The organism is Bacteroides fluxus YIT 12057 (assembly GCF_000195635.1).
Lineage (GTDB): Bacteria > Bacteroidota > Bacteroidia > Bacteroidales > Bacteroidaceae > Bacteroides > Bacteroides fluxus.
The window spans coordinates 1-16,438 of record NZ_GL882693.1 but is presented as its reverse complement, the minus strand read 5'-3'; the positions used below and the strand labels follow the sequence as shown (position 1 = coordinate 16,438).

Annotated in this window: 15 protein-coding genes; all 15 read right to left on the bottom strand. The window is 41.1% G+C overall.

The genetic code is table 11. From position 1 onward, the window contains the following. Nucleotide 1: 1 nt before the first annotated feature. From HMPREF9446_RS16450 to HMPREF9446_RS16380, 15 genes are read right to left on the bottom strand one after another with little or no spacing between them, the layout of a single operon-like run. A complete protein-coding gene (locus tag HMPREF9446_RS16450; RefSeq protein ID WP_009126886.1) occupies nt 2–1,399 on the bottom strand; it encodes an AMP-binding protein in 1,398 nt (465 codons plus the stop codon). Between the two features lie 12 nt (nt 1,400–1,411). Beyond that, complete coding sequence (locus HMPREF9446_RS16445) at nt 1,412–2,170, bottom strand: SDR family NAD(P)-dependent oxidoreductase (protein WP_039969883.1); 759 nt, start codon at nt 2,168–2,170, stop codon at nt 1,412–1,414. A gap of 5 nt (nt 2,171–2,175) precedes the next feature. Then, on the bottom strand, nt 2,176–2,928 hold the full coding sequence (locus tag HMPREF9446_RS16440; RefSeq protein WP_009126884.1) for an SDR family NAD(P)-dependent oxidoreductase: 753 nt from the start codon (nt 2,926–2,928) through the stop codon (nt 2,176–2,178). Beyond that, complete coding sequence (locus HMPREF9446_RS16435; protein ID WP_009126883.1) at nt 2,929–3,159, bottom strand: phosphopantetheine-binding protein; 231 nt, start codon at nt 3,157–3,159, stop codon at nt 2,929–2,931. Nucleotides 3,160–3,171: 12 nt separating this feature from the next. Beyond that, on the bottom strand, nt 3,172–3,801 hold the full coding sequence (locus HMPREF9446_RS16430; RefSeq protein ID WP_039969882.1) for an acetyltransferase: 630 nt from the start codon (nt 3,799–3,801) through the stop codon (nt 3,172–3,174). A 4-nt stretch (nt 3,802–3,805) separates the two neighbouring features. Then, nucleotides 3,806–4,942, bottom strand: a complete 1,137-nt coding sequence (locus HMPREF9446_RS16425; RefSeq protein WP_009126881.1) for a hypothetical protein — start codon at nt 4,940–4,942, stop codon at nt 3,806–3,808. A 3-nt stretch (nt 4,943–4,945) separates the two neighbouring features. Next, nucleotides 4,946–6,169 (bottom strand): hypothetical protein, encoded by a 1,224-nt coding sequence (locus tag HMPREF9446_RS16420; RefSeq protein ID WP_009126880.1) that lies wholly within the window; start codon nt 6,167–6,169, stop codon nt 4,946–4,948. Next, the gene (locus HMPREF9446_RS16415; protein WP_009126879.1) at nt 6,162–7,340 is read right to left on the bottom strand and encodes a serine hydrolase domain-containing protein; all 1,179 of its coding nucleotides are present in this window, start codon (nt 7,338–7,340) and stop codon (nt 6,162–6,164) included. The genes HMPREF9446_RS16420 and HMPREF9446_RS16415 overlap by 8 nt, the downstream gene beginning before the upstream one ends. Further along, nucleotides 7,321–7,932, bottom strand: coding sequence for a GNAT family N-acetyltransferase (locus tag HMPREF9446_RS16410; RefSeq protein WP_009126878.1), 612 nt, complete (start codon nt 7,930–7,932; stop codon nt 7,321–7,323). The genes HMPREF9446_RS16415 and HMPREF9446_RS16410 overlap by 20 nt, the downstream gene beginning before the upstream one ends. Further along, nucleotides 7,932–8,888, bottom strand: a complete 957-nt coding sequence (locus HMPREF9446_RS16405) for a PLP-dependent aminotransferase family protein (RefSeq protein ID WP_009126877.1) — start codon at nt 8,886–8,888, stop codon at nt 7,932–7,934. Before HMPREF9446_RS16405 ends, HMPREF9446_RS16410 begins: the two co-directional genes overlap by 1 nt. Next, nucleotides 8,888–10,072, bottom strand: coding sequence for an ATP-grasp domain-containing protein (locus tag HMPREF9446_RS16400; protein WP_009126876.1), 1,185 nt, complete (start codon nt 10,070–10,072; stop codon nt 8,888–8,890). Before HMPREF9446_RS16400 ends, HMPREF9446_RS16405 begins: the two co-directional genes overlap by 1 nt. Nucleotides 10,073–10,082: 10 nt before the next feature. After that, the gene (locus tag HMPREF9446_RS16395) at nt 10,083–11,195 is read right to left on the bottom strand and encodes a DegT/DnrJ/EryC1/StrS family aminotransferase (protein WP_009126875.1); all 1,113 of its coding nucleotides are present in this window, start codon (nt 11,193–11,195) and stop codon (nt 10,083–10,085) included. Between the two features lie 12 nt (nt 11,196–11,207). Continuing rightward, nucleotides 11,208–12,656 carry a lipopolysaccharide biosynthesis protein gene (locus HMPREF9446_RS16390; protein WP_009126874.1) on the bottom strand — a complete coding sequence of 483 codons (1,449 nt, stop codon included), beginning with the start codon at nt 12,654–12,656 and terminating at the stop codon, nt 11,208–11,210. A gap of 20 nt (nt 12,657–12,676) precedes the next feature. Then, nucleotides 12,677–13,774, bottom strand: coding sequence for a Wzz/FepE/Etk N-terminal domain-containing protein (locus HMPREF9446_RS16385; RefSeq protein WP_039969880.1), 1,098 nt, complete (start codon nt 13,772–13,774; stop codon nt 12,677–12,679). 37 nt (nt 13,775–13,811) lie between these two features. Further along, on the bottom strand, nt 13,812–16,232 hold the full coding sequence (locus tag HMPREF9446_RS16380) for an SLBB domain-containing protein (protein ID WP_009126872.1): 2,421 nt from the start codon (nt 16,230–16,232) through the stop codon (nt 13,812–13,814). Nucleotides 16,233–16,438: the final 206 nt, after the last annotated feature.

Sequence of the window (16,438 nt, the reverse complement as noted above, 5' to 3'; positions counted from 1 at the left end):
TTTATGAATTCAACTTACTATACAATATTTTTCCCGCCTCATTCTTAGGTATGTCAGCAATCACTTTTACCCCAAAAGCCGAGGCTACCAGTTTGGTCTTTTCAACCAGTATCTCCTTTACAGCCACCGCATATTTTTCATCGGTCAAATAGACGGTCATCTTATCGTCTGTACCCACACAAGCACACTCTATCGGATATTTCCCTTTGATTATCTGCTCGCACTCATCCAGACCGATACGCATACCAAACAGCTTCAAAAAACGTCCCATACGCCCCACAATGTAATAACAGCCGTCCTCATCCCTGTAAGCCAAGTCACCGGTACGCATAAAGCCATTACGTTCATCGCCCAGTAACAAATCTTCCCGACTGCGGGCATATCCCATTGTCACATTCCTGCCACGATAGCACATTTCACCTTCCGTGTGAGAACCTTCTATCACATTTCCGTCACTATCTATCAAGGACAGTTCCGCATTGGGAACTGCCCGGCCTATGCTCCCGCATTTGGATATTGCATATTCAGCAGGAAGATAGGCCATGCGGGCAGTACCTTCAGACTGGCCGTAAGTAGCTATCCAGCGTTTGCCGGTGTCACGACAATATTCAGCAAACTTCAGATTCAGTTGGCGAGGCATCTTACCGCCACCCTGAGTAAGCAAAGTCAAATCAGGTAAATCCATACGAAAGAAACGCATCAGATTCAAAATTTCAAAACTGTAGGGCACTCCTGTAAAACTGGTGGCCCGCTGCTCCTTCATGAAACTCCAGAAAGCCTTGTCTGTCATGCTTTGGTGGGTTATCAATATAGTGGCACCCACATATAGGTGGCTAAATACTACGGACAGCCCCATTGTATAATACAATGGCAGCACCAGCAATGGACGGTCAGCGGAGGTCAGTCCAAAGAAAGTGGAGATATTCAGAGCTGCCGCCTCTATATTCTCATATTTATGACGAACCAATTTGGGACTTCCCGTAGAGCCGGAAGTCGGCAGCAGATGGGACAAGTCATCATGTACCCTACATGATTCCATTCCGGTACACAGTAAAGTATAGCCATAATACTCATACACAGGTTCATATTGCAGTGTGTCCGCCATCGATGATGGTACACACACATAAGGAGGACGGTAAATCTCAAACAAATTATGAAAAAGCCCTTCCTCAATATGAGCGTTCAATATCAAGGGGACATTACCGGAATTAATGCTACCGATACTCCATGCTATCCCACCAACATTATTTTCTGTCAACAAGAACAACAGGGAACGCCGGGGAAGTAAAGCACCGATTTTCTCCGAAAATGCCGACAACTCCCCGTACTTCAAGATAGTCCCTGAAGCATCTATTACAGCAACCGCCTCTTGTGGTCGCTCGTTCAAACTTAATATCATCTTATTTTTATCTTAAATGGAAGCGCAACCGTCAACCCCCAATATCTGTCCCGATATATAGGATGAACGGTCTGATGCCAGAAAGGCACAAGCATTGGCCACGTCCAAGGGAGTCCCCAAACGGCCCAATGCGATTCTCTGGATACGGTTGTCTATTTTCTCACCGCTTTCTTCGTAAAGTTCGGAAAAACGCTCTGTTTTTACAATACCCGGAGCCACCGCATTCACACGGATTCCTTGAGATGCCAGTTCCTTGGCCGCAGACTTGGTGAAAGCCATGATCGCCCCCTTGGTTGCCGAATAGGCAGACTGACCGGGAGAGCCAAGTACGGCTGTCACCGAAGCTATATTCACAATGGAGCCGCCATGTCCCCTGGCCATCAGCCGGGAAACCAGCTGTACCATTTCTATCACAGCTATGACATTCACCCTAAACATAAGCTCGGTCTCCGGACGAAGTATCATGCCGATTTTCTTGTTGAACACAACACCCGCATTGTTCACCAATACATCAATCCGTCCTTCCTGCTTGAATACAGACATAAAGGCGGATTTTACAGCCACAGCATCGGTCACGTCAAAATACAAAGGACACACGCGTGTACCGTATTTCTCCGAACAGACTTCCGCCCATTCATCCATAGCTCCCTCTGCACGGTCACAGGCATAAACCAAGGCACCGTCCGAAGCAAAGCGTTCGGCTATCGATTTGCCGATGCCTTGTGCTGCACCGGTAATGATACATACCTTATTCTCTAAAAATCTTTCCATATCAATCATTTCAGGCTACGCCCACCATCGATTACCAGATTAGTTCCGGTAACCCATGATGCGGCATCCGACAACAAATAGATGATGGCATGAGCCACCTCGCTTGGTTCTCCGTAACGTTTCAAAGGATATTGTTCTACATCTTTGGATACATCTTCTTCTGTCAACATCCGATTGGATATCAAAGGGGTGTTTATTCTTCCTGGATGTACAGCATTACATCGAATCCCCTTTCCCGCCAACTCTAAAGCCGCATATTTCATATAAGCACTCAATGCGCTTTTAGAAGCTCCATAAATGCCATTGGCCGGAGCAACATTATTGTAACCGGATATTGAAGCGGTAAACACCACAGAAGAATGATTTTCAAGCCTCTTTCTCTTCACTAACAATTTTAATAAAAGCATTGGAGAAAAACAGTTTATCCGAAAGACCTCATCTAATGCCTCCAAAGAATAAAATTGTAAAGGAAGCATCTTTCCTATTCCGGCATTACTGACAAACCCGTCCAACAAAGGAAGCCGAGAAACCAAATCTTCACAAGCTTCTTCATTCGTCAAATCAGCAACAAGAATAGAATGACCATTGCCTAAATCTGCCAATTGTTCCTTGGTTTCCTGTAAGGCTTCCTCATTTCGACCTGTCAAAACCAACGTAGCTCCCAATCTTGAACACTCTATAGCAGTAGCTCGTCCAATACCAGATGAAGCACCTGTTACAAGTATTGTCTTGCTTCTCAAAGAGAAAGGATTATACATCTATTTCCTATCCGCTATTCTGTTAAACAAATCACTAATTGTTTGAGAACTACGAATATCCTCACCATTTATGGTTATCCCATAAACCTCATCCACCATTGCAATGACTGACAAAGCAATCAATGAAGACCATTCATCCAATTCTCTAAATTTGGTTTCAGCACTTAACATTTCAACAGCTGTATCATCAAACTGTTCTGCAAAATTTTCAATAAAATCTTTGATTTCCATAACTATATATATTTAAACTAATTTCTTAGCGGGATTGCCGAATACAGTTGTACCAGCTTTAACTCTTCTAATAACAAAACTACATGCACCCACATGGGCATTATCTTCGACTATCACTTTATGATTAATGACCGCAGAAGTGTGAATTGTTGTCTCATTTCCTATTTGAATTCCTCCGACACAAGTAACATGAGTATCTATTCTGTTAAAATCACCAATCTTAGCATCATGCCCTATCACTGTGTACGATTGAATCATGTTGTAACTACCTACGCTACAATCAGCTCCCAAAGAGGTAAAGGCACCTATCACATTACCTTCGCCCATACGAACATTTGATCCTATTCGAGCCGTACAGTGAACGATATTGATAAACTTGGCATTCCGCTCCATCAAGCACTCAACACAAGCCCTTCTTGATTCGCCACCAATAGAGAATGTAAAGACATCATCCACTTCGGGCAAATAATGGGATATTGTCCCCAACATAGGAGGATAATCCTCAAAACCATCCAGTGCAGATAAGTTATCATCTATGAATCCCTTGATGGTGTACTCTATGCCATAACCTATACTATCACGAGCTACGTCAAAAATGGTACGTCCCATACCACCAGCACCGATTATTACTAAATTCTTCATTATGTCAATCAAAAAATGTGGGCATAAAATCATCATAGTAGAGCCGAGTATCCAAATAACACTGCCTATTGTGTTCTTTTTCTAAAATAGACAAAGACCGCAATGAATACTCATCTATCAAATCATCTTCGAATGAAAAGATTATATAGCCCCTTGTTCTGTAGTAATTGAGCAACGTATTATCATTTCGCAAAAAGACTTTCACGCCATTTCTCAATAGTTGGATAATATTACCTGATGCCTCTTGACGTCGCTGTCCGAAGATGGCAACATCCACCTTTTCAAGTAATCTGAAATACTCTTCCTTCGGTAAATAAGTAGTTATCGGAAAAAATGAATTTCCAAACAACTTGTCGCCCATCTTAACGATACCCCGCTTCACCCAACTACTGCCATAAGATAATGGTACCATCACATCGTATTGTTTGGTACAATTAAGCTCCTTAAGCCTACGAAATACAGTTTTATGATTACCGAAAGCTGAAGCCTGATGATTTACCATGATTGTTGCAGTCTGCCTATCTTTCAAGTCAAAAAGATAAGGTGGTACTTCTCCTCTCTTGCTGGCTGAGTAAGCAAAAAACTTATACTTTATAGGAACATCAAAGTATTTCTTCAACAAATCATAATCATCCTTAAACCAAAAACAGAAATAATCGATACGAGGAAGCATTTCCATCACTACTGACGGCAAATAACGTCCACACAACTTACGAATGAGTTTACTACATGCATTAGGTACATAATAAGAAGATATTTTTAAAGGCGAAAAAGGTTCATCCAATAATTTATAGTTCTTTTCATACCCCAACGTCTGATAAAGTTCATATCCCCAAAACAGCCAGTACACAGTAAACTTTCTTTTCGTCTGGAGGAATTTCAAAATTGCTGCAAACTTAATCGAACACCCATGAAGCACTATCTTATCAACATCATTGTCTACGCATAACCTCCAAAGTTTCTCAAAGTTTCGTTCATCATAAAGATTCAAAATGACAAAATTCTCTGGATGTTTGATTATTCTCAATGCGCCTGTTTTCTTTAGGATTACGAAAGTATTCGTGTTGGGATAATACTCTTCAAACACACGCCTTGAATGTTCTATAAAGTTATGGTCAAAACCTATATGTAAAGCCGACATAATTTATTTATTTTCTAATTTCAAAATGGGTAAACTCAATATAAAAAGGTAGAGCCATATTGGTTTCAAAGGATAATCACGGATTAAGTTACCTACTATGAATACTATCAAGAAGCCCAAAGCCCAAATAGAGCGATAATTCCAATAATAAGCCACCAGAAACAGCAGTAACAACACTGTACCCAACACCCCTCGGATAAAGAAATATCGTTTGTAACCAGCACATCCAATTGTAATGTTTTGATTGGCATTTTTCTCACTGCCGAATGCATCCCTTCCCATACCCGTCCACACCTTACTACTAGATAGATACTTATCAAATTCCGCATCGAAGTACATGGATGTTCTATTATTACCCACCATCTCACCATCTTCAAATTCTATACGATGGAAAATCATCTGATAAAGTACATTATCTCCATTGTTGTAAAAATAAGATATTATACCAACTGTAGTAAAAAGACTTCCAAATACAATAATCCAAATAGTTTTTCTCATTTGGATGAAATATATTATCACTGCCCCGACCAACAAGCCATACGCCGCAAGCGACAAAGAGAACAACACCCCTACCAGCAATATTTTATTTCCCAATTCACGCAAACGAAAACGGTTTATACAAAGCAAGAACACACACATCGTACCCAGATGTCCTGGTTCTAAAAAAAATCCGGCAAAACGGGGTACAAGTTGTAGATCCGGATCGCCATTCAGATTGAATAAATAATAGATAGTGTGATAATAATATGGGTCTGAAGCATCCGTATAATGAGGCAATGGAAACTTCAACAAGAACAATATCCAACCAACCAATGAAATACCTACACAAAACTGAATCACCTTTATGACAAAGTTTAGTATCTGCCTTTTGAACTGAGTAGGAGTAAGTATCAGTATTTCGGTGCAAAACAGCGTTGATACAGAAGCTAGGATAGCTATCGGATTCAAGTCAGATACGCACAAAGTTTCATATGCGAACAAGAAAAGAAGCAAAGCCATACTATGAAATACACCAGCACATGTATATTTAAAATAATTTACATACAATCTTAGGTGAAACAAAAAAACAGTTAGGGCAAAAACAACGATAATAATCTCAGGTATTGGTCTTACCCACAGAATACGTTGAGACTTGAACATCAGCAACAGCACGGCAAAAGCCAACACAAAGATGTCAAATCTTGGCTTTGTAATAGCTACTTTACTTTCGTACAGGGATTCAGTCATTCTTAGAAAAATGATTGTATAGTAGTTTGATTAACGGCTTATGTATATCGTTATACCCATCAATATATTCTGATGAACTACCGCTGCATATAATGACAAAGCCCATTTGATGCTTCGGATCGAATATCATTGCACTTTTCAGTCCAAATCCCCCCCCAGTCTGTCCGTACAATGTTGTATTGGGAACTAAACCACGATACTGTCGAAATGCAAAACCGTAATTGTTCTTTCCTACATAATTCTCACGCATCATCATTTCACTTCTTAATGACAGTATGGTAGTTTTCTTGAGAGTGCCACCTTTCATGTGCATCATCATATACTTGGCCAAATCTGTAGTAGTTATTTTCATGCCAGAACTAGGATAAACCAACCCTGTAGATTTACCTAATGTGTAATGAGTCTGGATTTGATATCTATAAGGACGATAGGCTTCATCGTCCTCTCTAAAAGCGCCCGATTCCTTATTATAACGATAGAGCCTAACAAACTTGGTTGAATCCAACAAATTGCAATTAAAACCACCTTGAATACCAAGCGGCTTCATTATTCTGCTATCAATCTCAGCATCAAATCTATTTCCAGTAGCCCCCTCTATCACTGCACCGAGTAGCAAATAATTATAATTACAATACTTGTACTCCACACCAGGTTGGGTTTCAGAAAAGCACTTAGCATAATTGTCAGAAGTAATAGGATTGATTATGTCAAGCGACCACCAACGTTGTGAATCGTTAATGCTTGATGTGTGAGTAAGCAACATCCTTACGGTTATAGGCTTATCTTTATAGGAAGGATTTCGCAAAGGGAATTTGAGAAAATTCTGAACATCATCATCCAAGTTCAAAACACCTTCTTCTACAAGTTGCAATATGGCGGTAGCCACAAAGGTTTTTGATACAGAAGCAATACGAAATAAGTCATCATTCTTCAAAAACATTCCTTGATTGTTTGCTGTTGGTACTTCTTTATAGCCCCAAGAATGAACATAAACAATAGAATCTCCTTTGACAACCGCAATTCCCAAACCTGTCATTTTCATCTTGTTGAAAACGACCTCTATCTGAGCCTCAAGAGATGAATGATTGCCATTATCAGAAGCTGCACTGGAAAATGTACATTCCAACAAGACAAAAAAGAATAATATCGTTTTACAGCCTACTCGCAGCATAGCTATTCCTTAAATGTCTCACCTTCTTGACAAATACGGAAAATGAATAATCGCCACGCTCCATCCATTCCTCATAGTCTGCCCTCAAAAGAGAATATACACACTGATCATGATACTTCCCATCCTTATAGATGGCTTCACGATATATTCCTTCCAATTTATATCCACTAGCTTCCATGATTACTCTTGAAGCGATATGTTCTGATAAACATTTACCTTCGTATCGGTTGATATTAAGATGATTGAATACCAATTCTCGGATAAGCATTCCTACCTCATACCTAATGATACCATCTTGATAAAGAGGGTCTATTACTATACCCCCACCCACGGCTGTACGGTTGAGATAATTTATATTGTTAACAGATACATATCCCACCATTCTTCGGCTATCATCATTCAAGCAAATAGCTAGATAAATATCCTTTCGGTTATCCATTATCTTGGATTTCACCCACTCTTTTTCTATATCTAGTGAAACATACTTGAAAGAAGTTGAAACTAACTTTTGAATTTCTGGATTATTCCTCCACCTATTGATAAGCGGGGCATCTTCCATCTCAAATCCTCTCAAAAAAACACTATTTCCCATCAAACTAAAAGTTTTATTATATAATCCATTTCCTCACTCCCATATCTTTGGTCTATAGGTAATGCTATTATATTATTAGTCAATTCATATTCCAACTTATCTTCCGAACACCATTTCAAAACATTCGGCCAATATGTAGCCACATATATTCTGTTATCTATCAATTTCTTGCGTAACGTTTTATCATCCACATAATAAGGATAAATCATAGGACATTCAAAAAAGCCAAAATCGCTCATATCCAATAAATTCCTATTCATCAGCGCTTCATGAAGCTTTTCAAAATTCTGTATCCTTTTTTTCCGAATAGCTAAAAAATCAATGGAAGAAAGTATTTTTCTAGACAATAATGACATCACACTAATAGGTTGGCCTATCAATTTACCACTATTGATTCTGAAATCATTATACCCCTCAATAGCCTCCATCTCCAATCTTTTCAATAAATGCATACATCGACCATAAGAAACATCCTGCGCATAATTAGGTATTTCGACCATATTATTCGTATATGCTATTCCGCCGTCAGGAATTCCAACGAACTTTCGCGGACTATAAAAAGTCTTGATATTCTCCATTCTAACAGCATACAAAGCCTGCGCATTATCTACTATCAACTTTTGTCCATATAATTTTGACAAATAACTGATATACTGATCCTTGATTCCATAATAGTTTGTGTACAACAGATATTCACTTTCACCCAACTGCAATAATTCCTCAATTTCTAGCCGTTCATTTATTGGATAAAAAGAATATGGAATATTCAACTTTCTAATAGGCTCCAATATAACTTCACAAGTAAAATAAGGAATCCATATTTTTGAAATCCCACTACAAGAAATTAAGATATACTCTAAAGCATTCCTTCCACTATTCAAGCATATGCCGTCAGAATGAAGAAAGTCCCCTCTATCTTCAAGTTCTAGCTCCAGATAACCACCTATTTCTTTCATTACTCTATATATAAGCTTACATACCTTTCGGGAGAATCAAAAAAGGTATCCATTTCCTTTCTGGAATCAAACTCTAACAACAATATTCCAATGGTTTGATTGGAGCCAAGAAAAGCTCCTATTTTATCCCCATTTTTAAGAAAAATATATGAATTCTTTATATTAAGCCTAAAGGTTTTCTCTAATTCATATCCTCTGTAAATACCCTCTTTCGAAGCGTGTAACGCATAATAAGCATAACATTTTGTATTATTTGACGGACACACAGGCATGCTGTTTCCCAAAGCTGCTTCTACAGCAATAGCTACCAAATTTACATTTGTATAGTACTGTATAACTTCCGGAATACAATTACCACCATTACGTGGACCTATTTCCATCAAATAAATATTCTCAGCCTCATCTATCATTACTTCCAGATTAAACGACAAATCGTGTAGACCTGATAATCCAATGGCACGTTCAATATCATGCGTTATACGTTGTTCAAGAGACGAAGACAACAAAGCCGGAAACTTCATTCCACAAGGAACATAACCATTTATTTTCTCATCAACAACCTGTTCCCCATAACAAATAAATTCTAGTTTATCCTTACCATAAAACCCATCCCCTCCGATCTGAGAGCCTACACGTTCTATAAATTCTTCTATGAGAACAATTTTTAATCGAGAATACGACAAGGCATAATCAAATGCGCTTTCTAAGTCTAATGCCGAAGTTACTTTCGTAATTCCCTTGCTTCCGGAAGAATCTACAGGCTTAACCATCACGGGAAAACGCCAATCTGTAACATCAATATCTTCGGCCCTTTGGTAAGGAATAGCCTTGGGTACATTAAAACCGTTTTCTCTAAGAAACTGTCTCCATAGATGCTTCTCTCCAAAACGACAGATATTATCAAAAGTATTCCCTGGTAATCCTAAAACTTCCGAAACATAAGCTGCGGTAGGAGCCGCCGGATCGGAAGCAAAACATAATATTCCATCAACAGATAGACTCCTTGCCAAAGCCAATACTGCATTCTTATCAGTCGTACTTATGTTGTAATATTCATCTGCCAATTTATGCCCTGGATTGTCCGGTAAATAATCACAGGTAATTACATGATATCCTTGTGACTTAGCATATTTTATTGCTGGAATTTGAAAATGGGTTCCCCCAAGAATTAATATTTTTTTCATTGGTTCTAACCTATCGACAAATTATAATATCCAAAACCGCTTGGATATCTGAATCATTCAGATTATGATACATCGGCAAGCAAATCACACTATCGGCTACTTTAGAGGCAACCGGTAAATTTTCGGGTTGAGCAGATTCCAGTCCGCGATAAGCAGAAAATTCGCTGATCAAAGGATAGAAATAACGACGTCCCAACACATTCTGTCTTTTCATCTTGAAATAGAGTTCATCACGTGTCATTCCATATTTTTCTGCATCAATAAAAATAGGAAAATAAGAATAGTTATGACGTACGCCAGGCATATCTTCCATAAAACTGATTCCCTCCACACCACGTAATGCTTCACGGTATTTTACAGCTGTCCGATGGCGAGATTCAATGACAGCATCCACCTGCTTCAGATTCAGTAAACCATAGGCACTACGCACTTCATCCATCTTGCCATTTATGCCGGGAGCCACAATCGTAGTTTCATCTGCAAAACCAAAATTCTTCAAATAATCAATACGCCTTTTCGTTTTTTCATCTTTGCATATCAAAGCACCACCTTCAATGGTATTATAAACCTTTGTAGCGTGAAAACTTAAAGTGGACATATCACCAGCCTCCAAAATAGACTTACCGTTCACTTCTACTCCGAAAGCATGGGCAGCATCATAAATTACTTTCAATCCATATTTGTCAGCTATTTCCTGAATACGTACAGTATCGCAAGGCTTACCATAAACATGGACAGGCATTATAGCCGTAGTTTTTGGAGTAATGGCAGCCTCTATTTTATCCGGATCAATATTACAAGTAACAGGGTTGATATCCACAAACACAGGCTTGATGCCGTTCCACCACAAAGAATGGGTAGTAGCCACAAAACTATAAGGAGTAGTAATTACTTCACCGGTAATGCGCAACGCTTGCAATGCACACATCAAAGGCAACGTACCGTTTGTAAAAAGACTGACATAAGGTACTTTCAGATACTCGCACAAGGCTTTCTCCAATTCTTTATGATAATATCCATTATTGGTCAACCACTTACGATTCCATATATCCTTCAAATAAGGTATAAAATCTTCTAAGGAAGGGAGTAACGGAGAAGTTACTGTAATAACTTTATTTTCCATTTTTATTTAAGTTTATGATTTCCGCTTTAAAAAAGAAAGAGCCACTTGCCTTAATTCAAGATATTCCGGAAAAGCAGTTCTTTCATAAACCAGATAAGCAAGAGAAACTCCTAACAGTAATTGCAAAGGAAGAAGCAGGTAAACAGACAATCTGAAAAAAGACAATCCCCACATGACCGCAGCCACAGCCATAGACACACAAAATGTAGGCAATATGTCCTTTATCTGTTTCACAGTAGGATAGTTTATCAAATCGGCTGAATAATAACTGTTCAGGAAATAAGCGACAAAAGAATTAAGTACACTACCCCATAACATACACTCTATCCCCAAAAAGATCCCTAATACGATAGGACCTATGGCAAGAATTTTCTTTATTATTTCCAGTTTCAAGAATAAATCCGAACGACCTTTGACTTTCAAGATATTCAGATTGATGGCATGAAGCGGATAAAGCATGCCTGAAAAGCAAATAATCTGCAAATAGCCGACTGCAGGCAGCCACTTCTCTCCTATTAAGATTATAATTAACGGCTTTGCTACCGCTGCCAATCCAAGCATACATGCAAACGTCACCAACATTGTTGATTTTATGACCCTCCTGTAAGCTTCGCGCAAACGCTCCGGCTCATTTTGAATGGAACTGAGTACAGGATAGCTGACCCGTTGAACAACAGTAGTCAAATTACTGGAAAATATAGTATTGAATTGTTTGGCCCGGGTATATTGTCCCAATACGAATGAAGTAAAGAAACGACCTATGACCAGATAATAGATATCTTTATAGATGGTATCCAATAGACCGGAGACAAGCAGTTTGGATCCAAAACCAAACATCTCCTTAAAACTCTTGCCAGAAAACTCAAAAATAGGTTTCCATTTACAATATCCCCACAAGAAAACTGTATTCAATAACTGACGGGACAGCTGTTGCCCGACCAAACTCCACACTCCCATTCCGGATAGAGCCATCCCTATACCAACAACACCGCTGCTGATGGAAGCTATTAAAGAAACTTTAGTTTGTGTCTTAAAGTTAATATTCCGAATAAATATCGTACGAGGAATAATAGCCAGTGCATTTACAATCAGCACAAAACCTATAACCCTCATCACATCAACCAAAACAGGCTCTCTGAAAAAAGCACTGATGGCGGGAGAAGCAAAGAACAGAAGAATATAGAGTGAAATGCTGACTGCAAGATTAAAATAGAAAACAGTATTGTAATCAATGCGTTCGATATCTACCTTACGTATCAATGCATTGGAAAAGCCACTATCTATAATCGAATCGGACACCGCTATAAAAATAGCAATCATAGCCATAATCCCATACTCTTCCGGTGTCAATAAACGCGCTAAGACAAGCCCTACCAAAAAGGTTATGCCCGAATTTGCTATGTTGTCAATAAAACTCCACCCCACTCCACGAGCGGCCTTATCTCTCAAAGATCCTTGCATACAATGGACAGAATACTATCTTAACAATCCGGAATTTCCTTTTTCCTCATACTACAAAATAAATCCCTTCCTATAATGACCCAACCAATACATCCCATCCCCGTCAGGAAAATTATCCCTATCAATATTATGGCTTTGCTTGGTTTTGACGACTTTACAGGAATAGTGGCAGGCTCAACAATAGTATAAACCGGAGTTATCTCCTGCACCTTTGCCTCTGCTATCTGCAACTGCTGTGCAACGGATGTATAGACTTGATAGGCAAGATTCATCTCATTCTCCAATCGCACTTGTTCGGCACGGTAACTCTGGAGGATGATATTCTTGTTGGCATCGGCAAACCTAGCATAGTTTTCCTGAGCTTGTTCGTACTCCTTCTTCTTACGCTCAAAAAGCTTTTCTTGAAAATGAAAATCCTTACGTGCTTTATTAGTCCGATAATCAATAATATAAGACTGTAACCTGTTTACAACAGTATCTGTCAGACATGCTGAAATACGGGGATCCTGCATCGTGACAGAAATCGTAGTGACCCCGGTCTTCTTATCTACCGAGACACCTATATGATCACTCAATGCTTTCACAATATCAGTCTGCTCTTTTGTCAACTGAAAAGGATCTAATTTATCCCCCTCTGCTTCTGATTCCTTAAACAGAGAAATTGTCCAGCCTAAAGCCTTGAAAGGGGCAGATATGATATATGACCACCAAGCAGAACGCTGGTATTCATTCATGTAGTCATAAAGCGTAGTATTTATTTCCCCATCCATATCCCGGACAGGGACATCAAACAGCCCTGTCACAAAAGGCGTGGAACTCACAATATCAGGATATAAATCAGGATAAATCGCATCAGACCCCGAAGATGTATTCAGACTAATGCCTGCCAAACTTGCCAGTGAGGAAAGGCTCCCTCCCTTATTATCAGAAGCTTCCGGAGCAATCATTACACTTGTTGTATATTCCTTAGGAATACTGAAAGCAATCACCAGACCCACAATCACTGCATAGCCACAACACTTCAATATCCACCTGCGCTCTGCCCAAACTTTAAGGGCAAGCTCAAGCAAATCAATCTCCTCTTCTTGTGGACGTTTATTCTGTTGTTCATCACTCATACCGGCATCTTTTCTTTTTATATCTTCCACTTGTTTCTTATTTAAAAGTATTAGCCAAAGTAGCTACCATCGCCGCAATAGTCGCAGTCATGGAGCTCATACCCATAATCTCGGAAAGCTGGAGACGCTTCCTCTCGGACTTCGTAGGAACCACAATCTCACAACCCGGCTGGATTAAATCACTGTCACTCTTTTTCGCACGGGCTACCGTACCGTTCAGATAAATGATGTATGCCTTCTTCTTTTTCGCATTCTCGCCATAACCGCCTGCCATATTGATATAATGTTTCAACTTGGCACTTTTCTCCCAGGTTACTGTATTGGGATACATCACCGAACCGCTGATTTTCACCGTATTGACGTATTCGGGAATATAAATGATATCCCCCTCACGCAAAACAATGTCATAATCACTGCCCGGATGTGACAGAGCCTTTTCCATGTCAATGCCTACCGTGTAAGTATCGGAGATGGCAAGTTTGTTCACTGCAATGCTATCGGAACCCTCACCGCTCTGCGCCATGCGGAGCACATCCGCCTCACGGCGGCGCTCATCGTCATTGCGCTTGCGTATCAGTCGTCCGCCCTTTACATAGGCCTCCGGAGTAATCCCGCCTGCACGGCCTATCACGTCACTCAGACGCTCGTTCTTCTTCAGCAACGAATAGCTGCCGCTGAAAAGCACCTCACCCGCAACCGTCACCGTGCGCTGAACTTGATAGGCAGGACTGCGACGAACCTGGACCACATCAAAAGGCTGCAGGCGGAAACTACCGGCACCCGTCAGAAGGCCGTCCCTGATGTCAAAGGTGAATGTCTCTGCAAGCTTGCTGCTGCAGGCAGTACTCTTGGGATCCTTGATACGGCGCGTCACGCTCACACGGGTAGTGGCGGCAGCCTCGGTAAGACCTCCCGCCTGGACAATCATATCCTCTACCGTCAGGTTATCGGAATACAGGAAAGTGCCGGGATTGAGCACCTCGCCATAGATGGAGACCGTCTCGCTCTCCTTCAGGTCATGGATACCGGGAATATACAGATGGTCGTTTTTCTGAAGGGGTATATCAGAAACCGTACCGTTCATGATACCTTCCAGGTCAACAGCAACCATTTCGTGCGTAAGATCTTCACGCTCGCGGTCCAGAAGGACACGGGCAAGGAAAGCATCCCCCCGAAGTCCCTCAGCCTTCCTGATCAGCTGCTTCACCGTGTTCACCTCACCGTCTAACTGATAAAGCCCCGGACGATAGACGGCACCGCTGACCTCAACCTTGTTCTCAAAACGGTCAAGTACCGCATCAACCGTCACCAGGTCACCGTCATCCAAACGGAATACGGAATAGTCCATCTCGTCCACATTATAGACCTGGTGCTCGCGCCCGCTCTTGCGGATGATACGTACCGCCTTCTTATAGGCATCTCCTGTAAAGTCACCCGCATATTTCAATAATGAAGCGACCGTCTCGGCAGGCTTCATCTCATAATACATGGGACGTTTCACCTTGCCCACAATCTCGACCAGCGACTGGTAGGGACTCACGATAATCACATCGCCCTCCTGCAGACGCACATCGTCATTCATTCTGCCTTGCATGATGAACTCATAGACGTCCAGGTGTTCTATCGTCTTTCCGTTACGGACCAGGCGGATGTCACGCAGGCTGCCGATGCTGTTCACACCACCGGCACGGTACAGGGCATGGAAGACCGTGGAAAAGGCCGAAAGCGTATAAGTACCCGGCACCGTGACCTCACCCATGATATGGATCTGGATGGTACGTATATCGCCCAGGGTCAGGCGAATCTGTGAATTGGGATCCCCCCCTCCGATACCGGAATAGATCTTGGACAGTTCCCGTTGCAGATAAGCGTTGGCTTCTTTAACGGTCATGCCGTTCAGATAGACGGGACCGAGATCCTTCACCTGGATGCTTCCTTCGGGACTGATGGTCTGGCGGATGGTATTCTCGGAAGCTCCCCAAATGTCTATGATCACCTCGTCACCGGGACCCAGACGATAATTTGCCGGAGTGGCCAGATTCACACTGGGTTCAAAGGAGAGGTTACGGTTCCGGAACAGATTATGACCGAAAATACGTATGCCGGCAGCCTCGGGGGCGGACTGGCTTTCAAGTCTCTCATCAACAACCGCTTTCTGGTCATCAAGTTCGGCAGCCTCGTAGGATTCTCCTACAGCAACCGAACGCTTGCGCATCTGTGAGGGAGCCTCGGAACCAGGAGCAGAGACGCCCGGGTTCTCATATGTATCCTTGATGCGGAGCACCTGCTCGCGGGTCACACCGCGGCGCAGCAGTTCGGCAGTCATCTGCTTCTGAGATTTTCCGGCAGCCTGTGCCTGTTTCACATATTCAACCACTTGCTCGTCGGACATGCGCTGGGCATAGGCAGAACCGGAGAAAATGAAAAGACATAAAATCAGAAATAGGATTCGACGCATAGTTTAATGTTTGTTAGATTCTTATATGTCACACACTGAAAAAAATCAAACTAATCCGGGAAGGCGGAACCAAAGGTGATTTATATTTATTACTTCGCGTAGTAATGAAAGAATTAGTACCACGCTTCCCGGATATCCAATAGATATTGGGCATCTATTTTTTATCTAATATCTCAAAACAGGAGTTCTTGCTGACAAATTCCGGA

Bases quoted from the DNA above. Each gene is read 5' to 3' on its own strand.
- HMPREF9446_RS16450 (WP_009126886.1), bottom strand. From the start codon at position 1,399: ATGATATTAAGTTTGAACGAGCGACCACAAGAGGCGGTTGCTGTAATA.
- HMPREF9446_RS16445 (WP_039969883.1), bottom strand. From the start codon at position 2,170: ATGGAAAGATTTTTAGAGAATAAGGTATGTATCATTACCGGTGCAGCA.
- HMPREF9446_RS16440 (WP_009126884.1), bottom strand. From the start codon at position 2,928: ATGTATAATCCTTTCTCTTTGAGAAGCAAGACAATACTTGTAACAGGT.
- HMPREF9446_RS16435 (WP_009126883.1), bottom strand. From the start codon at position 3,159: ATGGAAATCAAAGATTTTATTGAAAATTTTGCAGAACAGTTTGATGAT.
- HMPREF9446_RS16430 (WP_039969882.1), bottom strand. From the start codon at position 3,801: ATGAAGAATTTAGTAATAATCGGTGCTGGTGGTATGGGACGTACCATT.
- HMPREF9446_RS16425 (WP_009126881.1), bottom strand. From the start codon at position 4,942: ATGTCGGCTTTACATATAGGTTTTGACCATAACTTTATAGAACATTCA.
- HMPREF9446_RS16420 (WP_009126880.1), bottom strand. From the start codon at position 6,169: ATGACTGAATCCCTGTACGAAAGTAAAGTAGCTATTACAAAGCCAAGA.
- HMPREF9446_RS16415 (WP_009126879.1), bottom strand. From the start codon at position 7,340: ATGCTGCGAGTAGGCTGTAAAACGATATTATTCTTTTTTGTCTTGTTG.
- HMPREF9446_RS16410 (WP_009126878.1), bottom strand. From the start codon at position 7,932: ATGGGAAATAGTGTTTTTTTGAGAGGATTTGAGATGGAAGATGCCCCG.
- HMPREF9446_RS16405 (WP_009126877.1), bottom strand. From the start codon at position 8,888: ATGAAAGAAATAGGTGGTTATCTGGAGCTAGAACTTGAAGATAGAGGG.
- HMPREF9446_RS16400 (WP_009126876.1), bottom strand. From the start codon at position 10,072: ATGAAAAAAATATTAATTCTTGGGGGAACCCATTTTCAAATTCCAGCA.
- HMPREF9446_RS16395 (WP_009126875.1), bottom strand. From the start codon at position 11,195: ATGGAAAATAAAGTTATTACAGTAACTTCTCCGTTACTCCCTTCCTTA.
- HMPREF9446_RS16390 (WP_009126874.1), bottom strand. From the start codon at position 12,656: ATGCAAGGATCTTTGAGAGATAAGGCCGCTCGTGGAGTGGGGTGGAGT.
- HMPREF9446_RS16385 (WP_039969880.1), bottom strand. From the start codon at position 13,774: ATGAGTGATGAACAACAGAATAAACGTCCACAAGAAGAGGAGATTGAT.
- HMPREF9446_RS16380 (WP_009126872.1), bottom strand. From the start codon at position 16,232: ATGCGTCGAATCCTATTTCTGATTTTATGTCTTTTCATTTTCTCCGGT.